Annotated in this window: 24 protein-coding genes and 1 pseudogene; 12 read left to right on the plus strand and 13 right to left on the minus strand. The window is 37.4% G+C overall.

Translation table 11 applies throughout. The features are described from left to right. The first annotated feature begins 373 nt into the window (after positions 1 to 373). From VB797_RS03570 to VB797_RS03585, 4 genes and pseudogenes are all read left to right on the plus strand, one after another. Complete coding sequence (locus VB797_RS03570; RefSeq protein WP_323236249.1) at positions 374 to 1,375, plus strand: serine/threonine protein kinase; 1,002 nt, start codon at positions 374 to 376, stop codon at positions 1,373 to 1,375. Positions 1,376 to 1,430: 55 nt separating this feature from the next. After that, positions 1,431 to 1,850, plus strand: a complete 420-nt coding sequence (locus VB797_RS03575; RefSeq protein WP_323236250.1) for an element excision factor XisH family protein — start codon at positions 1,431 to 1,433, stop codon at positions 1,848 to 1,850. Beyond that, positions 1,838 to 2,173: a XisI protein gene (locus VB797_RS03580; RefSeq protein WP_323236251.1), complete on the plus strand. Its 336-nt coding sequence runs from the start codon at positions 1,838 to 1,840 to the stop codon at positions 2,171 to 2,173. Before VB797_RS03575 ends, VB797_RS03580 begins: the two co-directional genes overlap by 13 nt. 278 nt (positions 2,174 to 2,451) lie before the next feature. After that, positions 2,452 to 3,330 (plus strand): annotated as a pseudogene (locus VB797_RS03585) (Rpn family recombination-promoting nuclease/putative transposase). A 350-nt stretch (positions 3,331 to 3,680) separates the two neighbouring features. On the opposite strand, the gene VB797_RS03590 reads toward VB797_RS03585, so the two are convergent. The 4 genes from VB797_RS03590 to VB797_RS03605 all read right to left on the minus strand — a co-directional run bounded on the left by VB797_RS03590 (position 3,681) and on the right by VB797_RS03605 (position 5,044). Continuing rightward, positions 3,681 to 3,908 (minus strand): hypothetical protein, encoded by a 228-nt coding sequence (locus VB797_RS03590; protein ID WP_323236252.1) that lies wholly within the window; start codon positions 3,906 to 3,908, stop codon positions 3,681 to 3,683. Further along, positions 3,901 to 4,374, minus strand: coding sequence for a PIN domain-containing protein (locus tag VB797_RS03595; protein ID WP_323236253.1), 474 nt, complete (start codon positions 4,372 to 4,374; stop codon positions 3,901 to 3,903). The genes VB797_RS03590 and VB797_RS03595 overlap by 8 nt, the downstream gene beginning before the upstream one ends. A 238-nt stretch (positions 4,375 to 4,612) precedes the next feature. Next, positions 4,613 to 4,768, minus strand: a complete 156-nt coding sequence (locus VB797_RS03600; protein WP_323236254.1) for a hypothetical protein — start codon at positions 4,766 to 4,768, stop codon at positions 4,613 to 4,615. Between the two features lie 87 nt (positions 4,769 to 4,855). Further along, positions 4,856 to 5,044 carry a hypothetical protein gene (locus VB797_RS03605; protein ID WP_323236255.1) on the minus strand — a complete coding sequence of 63 codons (189 nt, stop codon included), beginning with the start codon at positions 5,042 to 5,044 and terminating at the stop codon, positions 4,856 to 4,858. 197 nt (positions 5,045 to 5,241) lie between these two features. Between VB797_RS03605 and VB797_RS03610 the strand changes: the two genes are divergently transcribed. From VB797_RS03610 to VB797_RS03620, 3 genes are read left to right on the plus strand one after another with little or no spacing between them, the layout of a single operon-like run. Then, the gene (locus VB797_RS03610) at positions 5,242 to 5,469 is read left to right on the plus strand and encodes a hypothetical protein (protein WP_323236256.1); all 228 of its coding nucleotides are present in this window, start codon (positions 5,242 to 5,244) and stop codon (positions 5,467 to 5,469) included. Next, entirely contained in the window at positions 5,466 to 5,873 is a 408-nt protein-coding gene (gene vapC / locus VB797_RS03615) for a type II toxin-antitoxin system tRNA(fMet)-specific endonuclease VapC (RefSeq protein WP_323236258.1), read from the plus strand. The genes VB797_RS03610 and vapC overlap by 4 nt, the downstream gene beginning before the upstream one ends. Before the next feature lie 33 nt (positions 5,874 to 5,906). Continuing rightward, positions 5,907 to 6,080, plus strand: a complete 174-nt coding sequence (locus VB797_RS03620; RefSeq protein ID WP_323236260.1) for a hypothetical protein — start codon at positions 5,907 to 5,909, stop codon at positions 6,078 to 6,080. On the opposite strand, the gene VB797_RS03625 is transcribed toward VB797_RS03620, so the two are convergent. Then, positions 6,077 to 6,478, minus strand: a complete 402-nt coding sequence (locus tag VB797_RS03625) for a PqqD family peptide modification chaperone (RefSeq protein WP_323236381.1) — start codon at positions 6,476 to 6,478, stop codon at positions 6,077 to 6,079. The genes VB797_RS03620 and VB797_RS03625 overlap by 4 nt on opposite strands. Positions 6,479 to 6,690: 212 nt before the next feature. On the opposite strand from VB797_RS03625, the gene VB797_RS03630 reads away from it, so the two are divergent. The 5 genes from VB797_RS03630 to VB797_RS03650 all read left to right on the plus strand — a co-directional run bounded on the left by VB797_RS03630 (position 6,691) and on the right by VB797_RS03650 (position 8,477). Then, complete coding sequence (locus VB797_RS03630; protein WP_323236262.1) at positions 6,691 to 6,834, plus strand: hypothetical protein; 144 nt, start codon at positions 6,691 to 6,693, stop codon at positions 6,832 to 6,834. Positions 6,835 to 7,035: 201 nt separating this feature from the next. After that, entirely contained in the window at positions 7,036 to 7,371 is a 336-nt protein-coding gene (locus tag VB797_RS03635) for a hypothetical protein (RefSeq protein WP_323236264.1), read from the plus strand. Beyond that, positions 7,364 to 7,810 (plus strand): type II toxin-antitoxin system YhaV family toxin, encoded by a 447-nt coding sequence (locus VB797_RS03640; RefSeq protein ID WP_323236266.1) that lies wholly within the window; start codon positions 7,364 to 7,366, stop codon positions 7,808 to 7,810. The genes VB797_RS03635 and VB797_RS03640 overlap by 8 nt, the downstream gene beginning before the upstream one ends. A 47-nt stretch (positions 7,811 to 7,857) precedes the next feature. Continuing rightward, on the plus strand, positions 7,858 to 8,088 hold the full coding sequence (locus VB797_RS03645) for an AbrB/MazE/SpoVT family DNA-binding domain-containing protein (RefSeq protein ID WP_323236267.1): 231 nt from the start codon (positions 7,858 to 7,860) through the stop codon (positions 8,086 to 8,088). Then, positions 8,085 to 8,477, plus strand: a complete 393-nt coding sequence (locus VB797_RS03650) for a type II toxin-antitoxin system death-on-curing family toxin (protein ID WP_323236268.1) — start codon at positions 8,085 to 8,087, stop codon at positions 8,475 to 8,477. The genes VB797_RS03645 and VB797_RS03650 overlap by 4 nt, the downstream gene beginning before the upstream one ends. On the opposite strand, the gene VB797_RS03655 is transcribed toward VB797_RS03650, so the two are convergent. The 8 genes from VB797_RS03655 to VB797_RS03690 all read right to left on the minus strand — a co-directional run bounded on the left by VB797_RS03655 (position 8,439) and on the right by VB797_RS03690 (position 16,692). Further along, positions 8,439 to 9,611 carry a glycosyltransferase family 4 protein gene (locus tag VB797_RS03655; RefSeq protein WP_323236269.1) on the minus strand — a complete coding sequence of 391 codons (1,173 nt, stop codon included), beginning with the start codon at positions 9,609 to 9,611 and terminating at the stop codon, positions 8,439 to 8,441. The genes VB797_RS03650 and VB797_RS03655 overlap by 39 nt on opposite strands. 2 nt (positions 9,612 to 9,613) lie before the next feature. Further along, on the minus strand, positions 9,614 to 11,452 hold the full coding sequence (locus VB797_RS03660) for an ABC transporter ATP-binding protein (protein ID WP_323236270.1): 1,839 nt from the start codon (positions 11,450 to 11,452) through the stop codon (positions 9,614 to 9,616). Positions 11,453 to 11,708: 256 nt separating this feature from the next. After that, the gene (locus tag VB797_RS03665; protein ID WP_323236271.1) at positions 11,709 to 12,860 is read right to left on the minus strand and encodes a glycosyltransferase family 4 protein; all 1,152 of its coding nucleotides are present in this window, start codon (positions 12,858 to 12,860) and stop codon (positions 11,709 to 11,711) included. Continuing rightward, positions 12,844 to 13,665 carry a class I SAM-dependent methyltransferase gene (locus VB797_RS03670; RefSeq protein WP_323236273.1) on the minus strand — a complete coding sequence of 274 codons (822 nt, stop codon included), beginning with the start codon at positions 13,663 to 13,665 and terminating at the stop codon, positions 12,844 to 12,846. Before VB797_RS03670 ends, VB797_RS03665 begins: the two co-directional genes overlap by 17 nt. 9 nt (positions 13,666 to 13,674) lie before the next feature. After that, on the minus strand, positions 13,675 to 14,826 hold the full coding sequence (locus VB797_RS03675) for a glycosyltransferase family 1 protein (protein WP_323236275.1): 1,152 nt from the start codon (positions 14,824 to 14,826) through the stop codon (positions 13,675 to 13,677). After that, the gene (locus tag VB797_RS03680) at positions 14,819 to 15,064 is read right to left on the minus strand and encodes a hypothetical protein (protein ID WP_323236277.1); all 246 of its coding nucleotides are present in this window, start codon (positions 15,062 to 15,064) and stop codon (positions 14,819 to 14,821) included. Before VB797_RS03680 ends, VB797_RS03675 begins: the two co-directional genes overlap by 8 nt. A 3-nt stretch (positions 15,065 to 15,067) precedes the next feature. Next, the gene (locus tag VB797_RS03685; protein ID WP_323236278.1) at positions 15,068 to 15,682 is read right to left on the minus strand and encodes an FkbM family methyltransferase; all 615 of its coding nucleotides are present in this window, start codon (positions 15,680 to 15,682) and stop codon (positions 15,068 to 15,070) included. Positions 15,683 to 15,696: 14 nt separating this feature from the next. Next, complete coding sequence (locus tag VB797_RS03690) at positions 15,697 to 16,692, minus strand: glycosyltransferase family 2 protein (RefSeq protein ID WP_323236279.1); 996 nt, start codon at positions 16,690 to 16,692, stop codon at positions 15,697 to 15,699.

Genomic DNA, 16,692 nt, shown 5'->3' on the forward strand with positions numbered 1-16,692 from the left:
AATGTTTTTATATCTTCTGCCACAGTTAATTTCTCCATAAGACTCATTCGCCTTAAGTTAATTAATTTAAGCCTATCAGCTTGCTAACTCACTATAAACCCATCAGGCAAGTTGATGGTTCAGCATATTTACGTAAACATAGCTAATATTTATTATTTTGCAAGAGTATATTTACTGGTTTATGGCAAATTGATTTTGCATATATTTTCTTAATAAATCACAATATATATGTCAAAACTTAACAAACATAAAGATGACTATATACAATAGACAATTAGTTACATTTGAGAACGCAAAAAGCATCAAGTGCTAAAAATGACAAAACTAAACCCATAAATTTAGTACACCCGAATCAAATTCAGGAAATATATAAATGTACCTTTGTTCCCAGGCATTATACTATCAAGTCTATGGTTTAACTTTACGCACTAACCAACCACTACCAATTTTAATTCCCACCTCAACCACTGCAACAGCAGATGTAAAAGTTAATATAGTAGAATGCAACTTATCCCCACTATCACATCAAGATAAAGAAGAAGATAAGTATCGCTCTGGTTGGTACACACAACAAAAAGCTGATGGCATTTATCATTGCCTCTCTCTTGGTTGTAGCAGCGAAACATTAGATGTGGAAATTACCCCAACTGGAAAGCAAATCTGGATTACTTGGGCAAACGTGCCATTAGAAGAAGTAACAGCGATTTTACTCGGTTGCATTATCGGTACAGCTTTACGATTACAAGGAAAACTATGTCTCCACAGCAGTGTTATTAAAGTAGATAATTGCGCTATCGCGATTATCGGTGCAAAGGGTGCGGGTAAATCAACCACAGCAGCAGCACTAGCAAAACGCGGCTACCCTATCTTAGCTGATGATATTGCTGTTCTTAGCGATTGTGGCGACTCCTTCTTAGTTAAACCTGGTTATCCCCGTTTGCGGTTGTGGAAATCTGCGGTAAATCAACTTTACGGTGATGAAAAGGGATTACCGCGAGTATTTAGTCAAACTGATAAGCATTTTGTCGAATTAAATCAAAATACCGCATCAACATGGAGTTTTCACAGCCAACCTTTACCCCTAGCTGCAATTTATGTTTTGGGAGAGCGTCAGCAGTCGTTGGTAGCACCGAGTATAGAAACAATTATTCCCCAACTGGGTTTAATGCAGCTAATTACCCATAGATATCCCCAATCTTTGAAGTTACAGCGAGATATGCAAAGACGGGAATTTGCACTATTGGGACGTTTAGCTGCTGCTGTACCAATGCGACATTTGCACCGAGGGGATAGTTTGGCTGAGTTATCTGAGATTTGTGATGTAATTTTGGAGGATGTTGCTGAATTGAAGGGTGTTTTTTTAGGGGCTAGTTGATAAAAATCCGATAAAATAAAAACTATAAAAGGAAAACTTAAACTACCGCTTTACCATGCCCGCCAAGGATTTTTATCATGATACTGTCGTTGAAGCCTTAATTCATGATGGCTGGGAAATAACTGATGACCCTTTGATTTTATCCTATGGTGGTAGAGAACTTTATGTTGATTTGGGTGCAGAAAAAACCACAATAGCCGCTCAAAAAGATAATCTTAAAATAGCAGTTGAAATTAAAAGTTTTTTAAAACCTTCCCCAGTCAAGGACTTAGAAGAAGCTGCCGGAAAATATGGTGTTTATAAAAGTATTCTTGCCGAAACAGACACCGAACGAATACTTTACCTCGCTGTTCCCAAACGTTCTTACGAAAGTATTTTTACAGAAAAATTAGGGCAATTAATCCTCAAAAGCTTAAAAATTAAACTCTTAGTATTTGATGATGAACAAAGGAGAATTATCCAATGGATACCTTAGAACGCTATCGCCAAATAGTCAGTGATTTAATCTACGATTATGCGAAGTATAAACCTTCTCACGGTGAAATTGAAACAGAAGCAATTATTAACCCAGAAACAGACCATTATGAAGTGATGCACGTAGGTTGGGATGGGCAACGTCGGATACATGGTTGCGTTGTACATATTGATATTATCCAAGGAAAAATTTGGATTCAACATGATGGTACAAATCGTCCGGTTGCTGAGGAATTCTTAGAAGCTGGGGTTCCCAAGGAGGATATTATCTTAGCTTTTCATCCGCCCCAAGTACGTCAATATACGGATTTTGGTGTAGCTTAATTACTTGTATAAAAAAACGAAAATTAAGGTAGAGCTTTTAACATTATTTTTATTGGGTACAACCAGAAAAGCGATCGCTCAATCATCAAAATAGTACGAAATTGCTCAAACGAGACGAAGGGTGATCGCACTCCCACTACAACTGTTAATTAGTAAATGCGATCGCATGAATCGATTAGCAAGGATATCGCAATCAATATTACCCCAATCGCTCGATAATCAAGATACTAAAAGCTTAAAATTGATGAGGTGCAATCAACTCTCAAGTAAAAACTTCCATGCGTCGAGATTCGATTTTTTATAAACTATTTCAACAATACCCAAATTTATTATTTGAATTATTGACAAATCCACCATAAAATGCGGATGAATATAGATTTGATTCGGTAGCTGTTAAAGAACCAAAATTTGAAATCGATGGGGTATTTCTCCCACCAGAAACGGAGAATCCGGGTGTGGTTTATTTCTGCGAGGTACAATTTCAGAAGGATGAACTACTTTACGAACGGGTATTTGCGGAATCTTACCTATATTTCTACCGCAATCGTGCCAGATTTTGTAATTTCCAAGTAGCGATAATTTACCCATCCCGTAATCTTGAACAAAATGATATTCTTCCTTATTCCAATCTACTCAATAGTTCCCAGGTAAATCGCATATATTTGGATGAGTTGGGAGATATTCGCCAATTACCTATATGGGTAGGGTTGATGGTATTAACTACCTTGGAGGATGAGCAAGCAACTCAAGAAGCAAGGTATTTGTTAACCAGGAATCAGCAAGAAGAAACTCAACCAAGAAATCGCGCCATAATAGAGTTAATCACGACGATAATGGTGTACAAGTTTGAAAACAAGAGCCAAAGGGAGGTAGAAGAAATGTTAGGAATTACACTCAAAGAAACGCGGGTTTACCGGGAAATTAAGGAAGAAGGGATACAGGAAGGAGAACAACGGGGAAGAGAACAGGGAAGAGAAGCCGAAGCTTACTCGCTTATCCTCCGTCTGCTAAATCGACGGGTGGGGGAATTACCAGAGGATGTTCGTCAACAGGTTGAAGCTTTGCCTTTGGAAGAATTGGAAAATCTGGGGGAAGCGTTACTTGATTTTTCTAGTATGGCTGATTTACAAGCTTGGTTAAATCAGGAAAATATTTAGTTTGTATGAAGCGATCGCTCGGCTTTTAAAACAGCGATTATGGGGAATAGCGATCGTAACTAAAACACTACTCTAAATTAGCGCGATCGCCCAGCTTTGCTATCAGGATAAATTTGAAGGTTTTCACGCGTCTCTTTTCTATATTATTAATAATTTATCTTAGCCGTCACACACCCTACAAAAATGCGAGTTTTGAAGAGAAAGTAACTAATTATCAGGAGGAAAGTAAAGTGCCTTTATTAAGCAATATTGAAATATGAGCTATTGAGAGAACAACAAAGAAAACTTGTAAAGAAGATATCATCAAGTTACTAGAAAATTGAGGGTGTGGAATTAGAGACTTCAGCTAACTATTCAATAATTTCTTCGTATTCATTCGTATCGTCGTCTTGCAATTTTTTTATTTCTGTAAATACATCATCTAAAGATTTATTATCAAGCCATTGATGACGCTCTTTGGTATAATCACCTTTGCCGGGGCTATAATACTGAATAAATTTAATTGCATCAATAACTCCCAAGGAATCTACTAAAGCTTTATAACCTTGTATAATAATTTCTTGTTGTGTTCTAGTCATCGTTTCTATCTTCCATTTGTGTAATTTCTGCCAGCCATTGTACGGGATTGTTAATATTTACGGTAATTGATTGAGAATTTTTGCGAGCTTTTTTAAGCAATCTATCGTCAGTTGTCAAGAATACGTCTGCTTGACTTCTTTCTGCGCTAGCAATGTGAGTAGCGTCATAGCTAGAGAATCCCATTTCTTTAAATTCAGCCGCTCGCTCTTCGACAAATAAACTAGTTTTAACTTTAATTTTAGCAACTGCTAATAGTTTTTTGATATTTTGCAATCTTTCTATATTCGGTGTTTGGTTCAGTTCTGCAATTATTGCACTACTATTAATCATTTTCCAATCTCCTGATTGACATTGATTAATAATCGTCATCACTGCTTCACTTTCTAAACGAATGCGTGGCTGCGTTTGGTCATCAAAAGGACGATTTAAACAACAAACATCAAGATATATCTTATATTGAGCCATAGCATTTATTTATCTACATCATCGTTAAGCTAAAAAACTCGCCAGGGTTAGAAACCGGGTTTATTGAAAAGGTTTACCCATCAAAACCCTAATTTTTTATTCATAAACCCGGTTTCTCAATGGTTGTTGAGAATGGTGCAAGATATGAAATGCAAAGTATTGGACGCTCAACCCAACCTACTAACTTCGCCAATTCATATAAATAAACTGTATCCCCTCAAAATTTAGGGGTAGGAGGTTATTGAGACATCCATGACCAGCCAAATGGATTGGAAGAAGACTTCTTCTGAATAATCGTCGCCAAAGGTGGAACATTTTCAAGTTGAGAAATGCGGTCATGCATATACTCGAAAAAGCTGATACTTAACTTGCGAGTAGTGTCAACAAGAGACATAAAAATGTCCCATGCACTAATTTCTCTGCTGGTAGTTTTTGCGTCATGTGTCATATTCTACGACGCATCTTGTACCTTTGTTACTTCTTATTTTTTCTTTTCACCCCGATTTACTGAGCGGATACCACCCAGTTGTCCTTTCAATAAACCAGGGGTGCGGGGTTGGGGAGCCTCCTGACCTAAACCTAAGCGAAAATAATGAATTATGTCATAAAGTTCTGCTAGTTTATCTTCGGGGATATCTTGCAGTTCTTGGACAATTTTCTGGATCAGCATAAGTCAAATATAGTTAATACATACTGTTAAGCCCAATGGTATTATAGCTGAGGCAACGCCAGAATAATAAAATGGCGCGTGACGGCAATGTTAACAATTTTCGTTATGATTAATAATTTCTTGTAGCTGTCACGCACCCTACTATTAATAGCTAAAAAACGAGTTAAACTAGGCTAAAAATAGCCATAACTAAGCCCATGCAAACAAACCCAAACGTTACATTACTAGAAGTGAAAAATTTAGCGATGCAGTTACCTGCTGTTGAGCGGTGGGAATTGCTTAAAACCCTCATCTATTCGGTAGAACCAGAAACCGACACTTCAACTCCAGAATATCCCCAGCCTCAATTCTATGGATGTATCCAAGACGAAACATTTTTCCGACATCCCCAAGGAGAACAACAAAAAAGAGAAGAGATTCTATGAAATTTCTGCTAGATACTAACACTTGCATTATTTATATGCGTGGTAAAAACACAACCTTAAAGCAAAAATTAGAATCTACTGCTACTAAAGATATTGCCGTTTGCTCAATTGTCAAAGCTGAACTATTTTATGGCTCAATGAAAAGTGCTAACCCAGAACGGAATCTTACTTTACAACAACAATTTTTATCTCAATTTATATCACTACCCTTTGATGATTTAGCCGCAATGACATTTGGAACTATTCGCTCTGGACTAGAAGTATTAGGCACACCGATTGGAGCGTATGATTTGCAAATTGCTGCCATTGCACTGACAAATAATTTAACCCTTGTCACCCATAATACTAGAGAATTTCAGCGTATTAATAACTTACTGATTGAAGATTGGGAGATAGATAATTAGTTAGGAAATATCCAAAATTTTATCAGTGAGGAGTTGGGATTTACAACTCAAATTCTTGAGCGATCGCTCGAACATCAAGACAGTGACGACGGAATTGCTAACCCCATAAATGCGATCGCACTCCCGCTACAAGTGTTTATATCAAGCGATCGCACTCCCGTTACAAGCGTTTATATAGAGCGATCGCACTTCCGCTACAAGTGTTAATTAGTAAATACGATCGCACTCCTGCTATAAGTGTTAATTAGTAAATGCGAACGACTTACGTCGCGCAAGCTTCGCAATACTCCCATGAGCCTTACCGAAATGTGATACGCTCCGTGTAAAGCCTTTGTCTTCTCATCATAAGCCTTACGGGTATACGATTTTGCGAAAATTAGTGTCAACCATCCTTTATAATTATTAACCTTCCCTGCATATTGTTGTATCTTCTCCCAAGCCTTAACCATTGCTAGACTCAGCGCATCTTCAGCTTCGGTGGGGTTTTCACCCATCCACCTCAGTATCGTCTCTACATTTTCCGAATCTGCTAACAATTGCCAAACCTTACTTCCCACAGCATTTAAGGTGTAATAAAATTCTGACTCGAAATGTAATATAACTATTTATCCATTAACTTCTTGTGCGAGGGCGTTTTCTGAGATAGTTAGTTTTTGGTTAAGAATAGATGTTGCTTGATTCATTGAAATATCCTCTTGTGGGTTTTACGTGTCTACATATTAAAGACGATTCTAAAAGCCAACTCCTGAATTTTTGGAGTTAGAATTTCGTCTTTTAATATCATGTCCGCTAAATTAGTTACGATATGTCATTGGGAGTGAAACGAAGCTGCGGCTCATCGCTGGATTTTGCGATTACTTCACTCCGCGATCGCGCAGTGAATAATGACAACTATTCAACCGGACATGATATAACTATTCATATTTTGCGCGATAAAATGGCTTTCGTCAAAAATAATTGAGTGTTTTTACTTGCTATAAGCTTTAGTTTTTATACGCTAATCAGCTTTGTAAATTGGCTTGAGTTAGTGCGTGATTCTGCAATAACTTATTACTACGTTCAAATTTTTTTAATCGCGTTATACACTCAACAAAACACTATTCCCCATTCCCTATTCCCTCATATGTTCTATCATGTAATTACATAATGTACATACATAAATATGAGTAACTCCTACAGGATTCGCAGTACCAAAATTGGTAATAGTACTGGATTTCGGCTACCTGCGGATTTTTACCGCGAACACCCCCAATTTACTAATGCTTCGGGCTGGATAGAGGTATTGTCCCCCGATACTGCGATTCTCAGAATTATTCCTGAATCTGATGATGATGATTCGGAGGAAGATTCGCTGATGATGCGACTGTTTCTCGATTTTGCGATGACAGAAGCATTGAAAAATAATACATTAGTGCCTTATACAGCCGAGATGTCTAAAGCTGCTCGCGAATTGATTGAGAGTGTGGAACTAGAGTCAGATTCCCAGGAAGATGGCTAAGTTTGTCAGCAACAATTGGGAAATTTATTTTCACCCCCAGTTATTTGGAGTTAAGTATCAAGAATTATTAAATCGGGTTGCCGATTTACGCGAGAAGCTGTCAGAAGCTGAGTTTAAAACCCATGCGACTGTGAAGCTATTTGCAGCGATTACTGTTGCAATTGAAACTAAAATACCAAATGACCCAATTGCCAGCTATTTCGCTTTGACAGGAGCCTTAAAACGCTATGGAAGAGTGAAGAAGATGGGTTTACCCCAAAGGTATAGGTTATTTTTTCGGACTTTTGATACTCCAGAATTAAAGGCTATTGTGATTGTATGGTTGGGTTTTCCCCGTAAGGAAGGAGCAAAGAATGATTGCTATCAAGTATTTACAAAAATGGTTGAAGGAGGAACTTTTCCGGATAGTTTGGATGAATTGATAGGGAATGAGGAATAGGAATAAGATGTTATAATAATGTAGTTACAATACTCCCAACTGCCAAAGTGGACACCATAAAATTCCGAAAAATTGGTAACTCTGTTGGTGCAACCTTCCCTCAAGAATACCTCAAACATTTAGGTGTAGAATCAGGAGATGAGGTTTTTATCATCAAAGAAGCCGATGGTCGAATCGTTTTAACGACCTACGATCCAGATTTTGCAGCAACGATGGAAGCTTATAAAAAAGTTAAAAAGCGATATCGCAATACTTTAAAAACCCTAGCAGATGAATGACCGAAACCTATTACTGGTTGGCGATAAAAGAAGTTATTGCTCTCCAGATAGAAGTCATCAAAGACTATGGGGGATGTTCTGGTATCTTGGATGAGGGAGCTTTGGAATCAACCCTCTACCGTCCTCAACAATTAGCATACTATGAACCATTATCTAATATTTGCGATTTAGCAGCAGCCTATGGATATGGATTGGTGAAAAATCATTGTTTTGTCGATGGAAATAAACGAATAGGCTTTGTGGTGATGGCAGTTTTCTTGTTGAGAAATGGATATGAACTAATCGCTACTGAATTAGAAGCCGTTGATATAATGATTAACCTAGCACAAGGAAATATCTCTCAAAATGAGTTAGGATCTTGGTTGACTCGTAATTCTGTTGTGCTGTAATGACCCCAAAATCGCCTCTTTCAACCCCAGCGCCATCTTCTGGGGGGTATAATTAGCAATAATCTCTTGGGAATGCAAACCCATCTTTTCCCTCAAGTTTTCATCTTCGACCAATATCTGCAACTTCTCACTTAACTTTTCAACATCTCCCACTGGTATAAGATAGCCATTCTCCCCATTCACAACCAAATCAGGAGCAGCACCCGCAGCATCGGAACAGACAATCGGTAAACCAGCAGCCATCGCTTCATTCAACACCAGCCCCCAGGTATCGCTTCTGGTGGGGAAAACAAAAATATCCGCTATCCCGTAATACTGCGGTAAAGCAGTTTGGGGTTGAAATCCTGCAAACACAACATTATCAAGTTGGTTTTGCTGAGTATATGAATGATAATTTTGCGATCGCGAACCATCACCAACAATAACTAATGTTACCTGCTTCTGTGGTGAGAGCTTTGTAAATGCTTCAAGTAGCTCGGGAATACCTTTTTCATCAATTAATCGACCAACGTATAGAATCACACATCCGGCAATGTCTAATTTTTCTTTCAAAATTGCCTTTTGCTGACGGTAGTACTGGGCTTCGTTCGCGAAGAAAACGCTGTCCACGGCATTCGGAGCAGTCCAAATTCTATCTTCCCTAGCTCCCAATTCAGCTAAGTAATTTTTCTGGGCTTTGCCCGGTATAATATATCCATCAGCTTGATTGACAATCCATTCTTTTAGTTTGTACTTAATACTACTAAGTATTCGCTCATCTTTGAGCGTACTTTCACTCCAAATTAATAAAGGAGTTTTCGTCATCTGTGCATACATCAAAGCCAACCAATGAGTAAAATGATGCCATCCCCCGCAGATGATGACATCGGGTTGCTGCTTCCACAGTTGATAAATGACATCGGGATTGAGAAAAACAGGCGCACTTTGATAAGATTTACCCAGTTGTAAACCCCATAAGACTTGATAACTAAACTGTATTTTTTCTTTTTCTACCAACCAGCTTCTTCTGCTTTCCGTTTCTGCGAAAAAGAAGACTGTTAAATCAATCTCTTCATCTTGAGCCAAGTAATTAAAAGGTGGAATGCGGTAAGGGGAAATAATTTCTGTGAGGATAACTGCTTTGGTTTTTGGCATAATTAACTCAACGCTTTTTCTGCTTCCAATTGTAACTGCCAAGATTGAGTATAATTACCACCCTTAGCTAGTAACTGCTGATGGGTTCCTGATTCGACAATCTTTCCCTGTGCCATTACATGGATCGTGTCTGCGTGCTGGGCTGTAGTCAAACGATGAGTAATTATTACTACCGTCTTTCCCTGGGCTAATTGCCGCAAACTTCCCAGCCAATTATTTTCTGCCCAGGTATCCATTGCACTGGTTGGTTCATCCAAAATAACTATCGGTGCAGAACGCAACCATGTTCTAGCTAGTGCCAAACGTTGCCACTGTCCTCCACTCAGTTCTGTGCCACCAAAGCGTTTTCCCAGCAAAGTGTCATATCCTGCTGGTAATTGCCGAATAGTAATATCTGCTCCTGTTGCTTGAGCTACGGTATCAATTTGCGTGGGTGTCGGATTTGTATTTAAAACTCCCATTATCATGTTATTCGTGACTGTATCGTGGTAACGAGCGGGAAACTGGAACATAACGCTGAAAAATTGCCGCAGTTCTGCTATGGGGATATCGCGGATATCTACGCCATCGATGGTAACTTTACCTGCTTTTGGGTCATAAAAACGACATAATAATTTGCTTAGAGTGCTTTTACCCGCTCCATTTTCACCAACGATCGCCACTATTTGTCCCACGGGAATAGTTAAAGTAAAATCATCTAAGGCTAAATGCTGACTGCCGGGATAAGCAAAGCTAACCCCTTCAAAACAAATCCCCTTGCTTAAACCCAAATTGACATTTTGATGCCGTTTGCATTCCGCATCTTTACTTGTCAACAGTGGTTGTAGAGAAAGAAATGCAAATAAATCTTGCAGTAACAGTAGATTTTGGTAAGTTTTACCGCAGGTTCTCAGCAACCTTTGGAGCAATCCTTGAGCAAGCCAAAGTGATTGTAACAGTAGAGCTAAATCGCCTAAACTCAGTTTATCCTGTGCCATTTGTGACACCATCCAACTCAAGGCAATACCAAGTATAACTAAGGACAAGAAACTCGCAAAAAATTGAGCCAAACTGCGCGATCGCATTAACCGCATTTTCTCGGTTCGCAACTTTTGTCGTAGCTTTTGATAGTCATTGTGAAAGCGATCGCCTAACCCAAATAATCGCACTTCAGCGGCAAATTCGCTTTCGGTGAGGATTTGCTCGTAGTAATCTAGATAACGTTGCGTTACGGTATTGTGCAATCGCCATTGATTTTCCAGTTGATTGCTTTTATACATAGCTAGAAACGGCGGAAAACTGCTCAACAGCAATCCCAGAGGGAGCCAAATACCTAGAGGGAGCAAAACAACAGCAACCGATAGCAGCGTTAAAGTACTTACACCCAACTCTCCCAGATTTTCCAGCAGGATAACGGGTTGATTTTTCCCTTCCACACAAGCACGATGCAGGTGATTGTAGTAATCGGGACTCTCGAAAAAAGCCAAATCGAGGGAAATCGCTTGTCGGTGAATCGCCGAACTAGCATAATCTTGAGTTAATTCTGCAATTTGCGATCGCACCCAGATGCTGAAATTGGCGATCGCACCTGCAAATAGCAAAAGTCCCACCAAAATCGCAATGTAGATGAGAGCAGCATTCAGGTTAGTAGAGCGAATATCCGTTTTGACAACCGCAACAAAGCTGTTGATAGCAGTTTTGATGAGATAAATTTGAATAGCTGGTAAAATTCCCTGAAAAATCAGCAAAACTGCCCAGATAATAATCCAATAACCTGCTGATTGCCAAACTAATTTGATAGCTTTGGTTAAGTAAGGTAATTGAGGTAAGATTGAGCGCAGTTTGATTACAATTTTGGTCATTCTGTTGGATTACTTAATTGCTTCAATTCCAATTGCTTGGACGAAATTACCTGCATTTTACACATCTGCAAACCGTCCATTTGATCAATCACCGTAGTGACAATGACACTGGCAGACAAATTACATGAGTATAAGTCACCACCTGATAAACTTGCCAACATTTACTTAAAAGAATGAACAAGCAGAAATCTTGATGTTGTTGGGTAGAAATATAAGGAACAGAGAATAATCTCCCCTAAATTAGGTGAACAAATCACTAATTAGTATAAGAATTACAGAATAATCCGACTTTCTCATAAATATCAAACACTTCATCACACATCTTTTCTACAGAAAAATCTTTCCGTACCATTTCCGATCCTTTATTTCCCATCTCATTTCTCAGATCAGGATTTTGCAGCAACTTAAGCATTGCATTCACTAAAGCTTGAACATCTCCAACAGGAACTAACAAACCCGTTTCTTGATGAATCACAACTTCTGGAATCCCTCCAACAGGAGTAGCAATAACTGGTAAACCTGCTGCCATTGCTTCTAAAATAACTAAAGGTAAACCCTCTGTATAAGAAGGTAAAACTAGTAAGTCAGATAAAGCTAATAATTGAGGAATATCGGAACGATGACCTAAAAAATGAACTGAGTTATTAATTCCTAATTCTTGAGCCATATCTTTCAAATAATCAAGATAAGCTCCATTTTGTTCTAAATCTTTACCTACAATTAAATATACAGCTTCTTGTCCCAATTGTTGTAAATTTGCAGCAGCTTGAAGTAAAAGATGTTGTCCCTTGCTTTTACAAAGTCTACCGATATGAATCACAACCGGGATGTCTTCGGGAATATTTAATTCGTTACGAATATTCGAGTCAATTTCCCGATTATTAACGAGAGTACCGTTATGTACAACATAGAATTTACGTGAGTCAAAACCTTCTGTAATTAATGCATCCTTTACCTGATAAGAAACAGCAATCATCGCATTGCAACATTTTCTACTTGTCCAGTAGTTCATCATATTTTGATAGCTTCTGATCAAAGAATTACTGCTCAGAGCATCTTGTAAATGAGCGTGAATAATTACAGGTACACCAGCTAATTTACCAGCTAAAGCAGAAATAATTGAACCAGCAAAAGGAGCATGAGCGTGAACCAGAGAAACTTCTTCTTTTTTAATTAACTGTGCCATTTTGACTGCTGATAACCAATTAAAAGAGCGAGTTGTATCCAAATGGTAAACTGTCACTCCCTTTTCTCGCAGAATATCGCAAAATCTTCCTTCTGAGGGTGAATTAACTAAAACATCCCAACCTTGATTTAATGCTGCTTCAATTAAATGCAGACAAACGATATTACCACCTGTAACTTGTCCATCGATGATGGGGTATAGTATTTTAGGATTTGCGCTCATAACTAACTTTCTTATTTTTAATACCAAGCAAAACTAAATCAGCCCCAAAATAATCATCTAACCAACTTGATTTTTCTATAATTTGCGATTTTGCAGAAGTTGAACCAAAAATTTGCTGAAAAATACTAGTTGAGCGATAAATTTGGACATATCTTTGAAAATCACTCAAAAATGCCGAACCAATTAATTTGGAATTACTAAGCTGAAGCTGACGAGCAAGCTTAAAAAATTCACTACGATTAAAAGCTCCTTCGTAACCTAATTCCCATTTATTTCTTCTTTGAAGATAAGTTTTTAAAATCTCATGGGGTAAAAAAGCTTTATTTGGGACGCTGATGACAATAGCTCCCCCATTTCGCACCAGATTAACATGGGTTTCAATCATCTGTAAGCGTTGGGGATAGCGGAAGTGTTCTACCGTTCCAAAAGACATTGCAACATCATATTTCCCATGCAAATCGTTTTCTATTCCAAGCGCATCTTGAAGTATGAATTGTGCCTTTAAAGCATTTTTTTGAAAGCATTCTTCAGCTAAAGTAAGAACTTGTGCGCTGTAATCTAACAAAGTTACTTCTGCACCTAGTCGAGCCAATATAAAACTATAAATTCCTAAACCTGAACCAACTTCAATAGTTTTAAGTTTATGGATATCTCCGACATGAGTAAGAATATAATTTTGGATTTTAGTACCTCTGATACCATTTGATTCGCGCTCAACCCATTCCCAGAATTCGCTTTTATCCTGGCTCGATTTACTCCAAACCTGATTCCATAAATCGGGGTTACTTGTTTGTTGAATTAACATAATTTTTATCTATAAAATTCCTACTTTTGAAATAACTTTATCAATTATATTCCAAGTTTCCTTCGCGCACTTATCCCAAGAAAATTTAGCTGCTTGCTGCTGTGCTAACTTGCTCAATCTTTGTAATTCTGTCGGATTTTTCAATAAGAATAATAATTTATCTGCAAGTGTAAGAGTATCTCCTAACCTCACTAAATAACCTCCATCACCAACAACTTCCGGTAAAGAAGCCACTTCCGTTGCAATTACAGTAGTTCCTGTAGCCATTGCTTCGCATACTTGCAATCCGAATCCTTCATAGCGGGACATCTCAATATATATGTCTGCATTGCAATAAAGAACGGGTAAATCGTTATCGGGAACATATCCAGTAAAATGTAACTTTTCCAAACAACCCAGTTTAACTGCTGTTTCCACTAACGTCGATTTTTGCAACTCCGAACAACTTCCCGCAATTACTAGATGATGAGGAATTTGAGAAGCGCATTCACCAAAAGCCCGTACAACAAGTTCTGGAACTTCACGATTGTCCCCCGTGGCAAATGTCAGCAGATAAGGACGTGGTATACTTTTAAACCAACTAGAGATAGTTAGAGATTCTGCTTGAAAAAATTTGATATCTGCACCTGCATAGCTGACGCTAACTTTTTGAGGACTAATTTGAAATTCTCGTTCTAAATCTATTCCTGTGCTTTGAGAAACTGCAAGTAAATGAGTCGCTTGACGACAGGTAGTTGGTAATAAAATTTCAGTAAGTCGCTGACTAAGATCGTGGTGTAAAGATTTATTAGCATTCCCTACCGATTGACGATAGATATGTGGTAGTTCATGAACGGTAATAATATAGGGAACTGGTACAAAAGCTAATGGTGTTTCTCCTAAAACAAATAATAAGTCTGGTTGTAGCTTTTTTAATATACGCGGTAAAGTTAGCAAATGCCAAAAATGAGTAGATTTAATCGTAACTCCCTCAACTTCCCAATTACAATTATTAACTTCCATTCGGTTAACAGCTTCAGTACGCATCAGCACTGTAAAATGCGCTTTTAGCGATAATTTTTGTAAAGCCATTAATAAAGAAACAGCATACACAGATGCACCTTTGGTATCGGTGACAACGCAGGTAGCATCTATACAAATATGAGGGAGATTATTACTCATGCGTTTTACTTTTAGATAAAACTGTCATTACTGTTTCAACTTTTTCTTGGGGAATCAGAAAAACATCAACCCAACCTGATGATGGCAAAGAAGTACTAAGAAAACCATCTTTAGTTTCTGTAAAAATAGCGTAATTCCAGCTTTTCATTAAATCGAATACCTTCGTCCGATTTTCCTCAAACACTTCACAAAGGACAAAAGGTTGAAAACGTTCAATTGTTGATTTAGCTCCCTCCAAAATTTATAATTCATGTCCTTGAGTATCAATTTTGATAAAGTCTAAACGTTCTTTTTGAAAAGCAATATCTAAAGTTGTTGAGTCAGTACTACCAATACTTACCCAATCACCAGGATTCCAAACTTGCGTACAGCCAGTTGCACCTTGTTCATGAGCAGAAGGTACATATAAATTGAAGCTTCCTTGACGATTAGAAAGAGCTAATTCATTTACTTCGATATTTTTTAATTTATTTAATTTGATATTTTGATAGAGTAGAGCCAAGTTTTCTGCCATTGGTTCAAAAGCAATAATAGAACCCGTGGTACTTACATGATGAGCCATAATACATGAATGAATACCAATATTAGCGCCAATATCTATAAAAGTTCCACCGACTGGAAGCAAAGTTTTGATGATTTCAAATGTATTTTGCTCGATAAAACCCAAGTAATAAAGCCTTTGTAACCAATCACTTAAATCGAGTTCCAGAAAAATACCAGGATGAATTTCGTGTATGATTTTTTCCTTAGCATTTATCTGAGATAGAAAGCGAAAACGGAGAGAATTACCTAACCTTTTTGGTAATGTATTAGATAATTTTGTTCCAGCTTTAAATATTGAAGTTGAGTTAACCATAATAAATAATATAGCTATAGGTTTACATCATTTAGGAACTTACTGAATAAGAAAATGCTAACTGCAAGAAATGATTGAATATTAAAATTAAAATATAAAATTGTTTGACGGATGAAACTACCAAAATATTGCTTCCAAAAACTTCTAGTAAAAGCTGTTTCCCAATCATTAATAAAGGTCTTTTGCCAATAATCTCGACTTTGATGATAGTTACCCAAGCGATAATGAGTTTTTGCTAAAGCTTGATATAGTAGTTTTTTAGCTATAGCAATTCTATCTATAATACCAAGTTTCAGACATTCGTGAAGATGCTTTTCATATACTTGTAAATAACTAAAATTAGAACTTATTTCATTAGTATTATTTTCGTGAAAGCGATACTTTATTAAAGCAGGTTCTGAAATAAAAGTAAAATAATAACCTTTTAAAAGCAAGCGTAAATATAAATCTAAATCTTCTCTACCTTGTATAGAAATATCATAGCCATTAATTTCTAAAAGTGCCTTTATTCTAACTAAAATAGTAGAGGTAAAAATACAAGCAGATTTCAAATAATTTTCATAAGTTTCTTCTCCACTTTCAGCTAGAGTATATAAATTGCGAAGCTTAAATTCCCATCCTGGTAATGGTTGAAGATTTTTATCAACTATACATTTATAACCATGTACTAATACAACATCTGGTGGTGCAGATTCTAAAATAGGAACTTGACGAGCAAGTTTATCTGGAAACCAAACATCATCCGAATCCAAGAAAGCAATATATTCACCCTTAGCTAATTTGATACCATGATTTCGAGCCGTAGAACGTCCTTGATTATCTTGATAAACATATCTTAGTTTATCTTTATAGCCTGTTAAAGCTTCTTTAGTATTATCTGTTGAACCATCATCGATAACAATTAATTCAAAATTTTGATAAGCTTGATTGAGAACGCTTTCTACTGCATCTTTAATCAAATGCGCTCGATTGTAAGTTGGGATAATAACGGTAACTTTAGGGGATAACAT

Source organism: Rivularia sp. UHCC 0363, assembly GCF_034931125.1.
Classification (GTDB): domain Bacteria; phylum Cyanobacteriota; class Cyanobacteriia; order Cyanobacteriales; family Nostocaceae; genus Rivularia.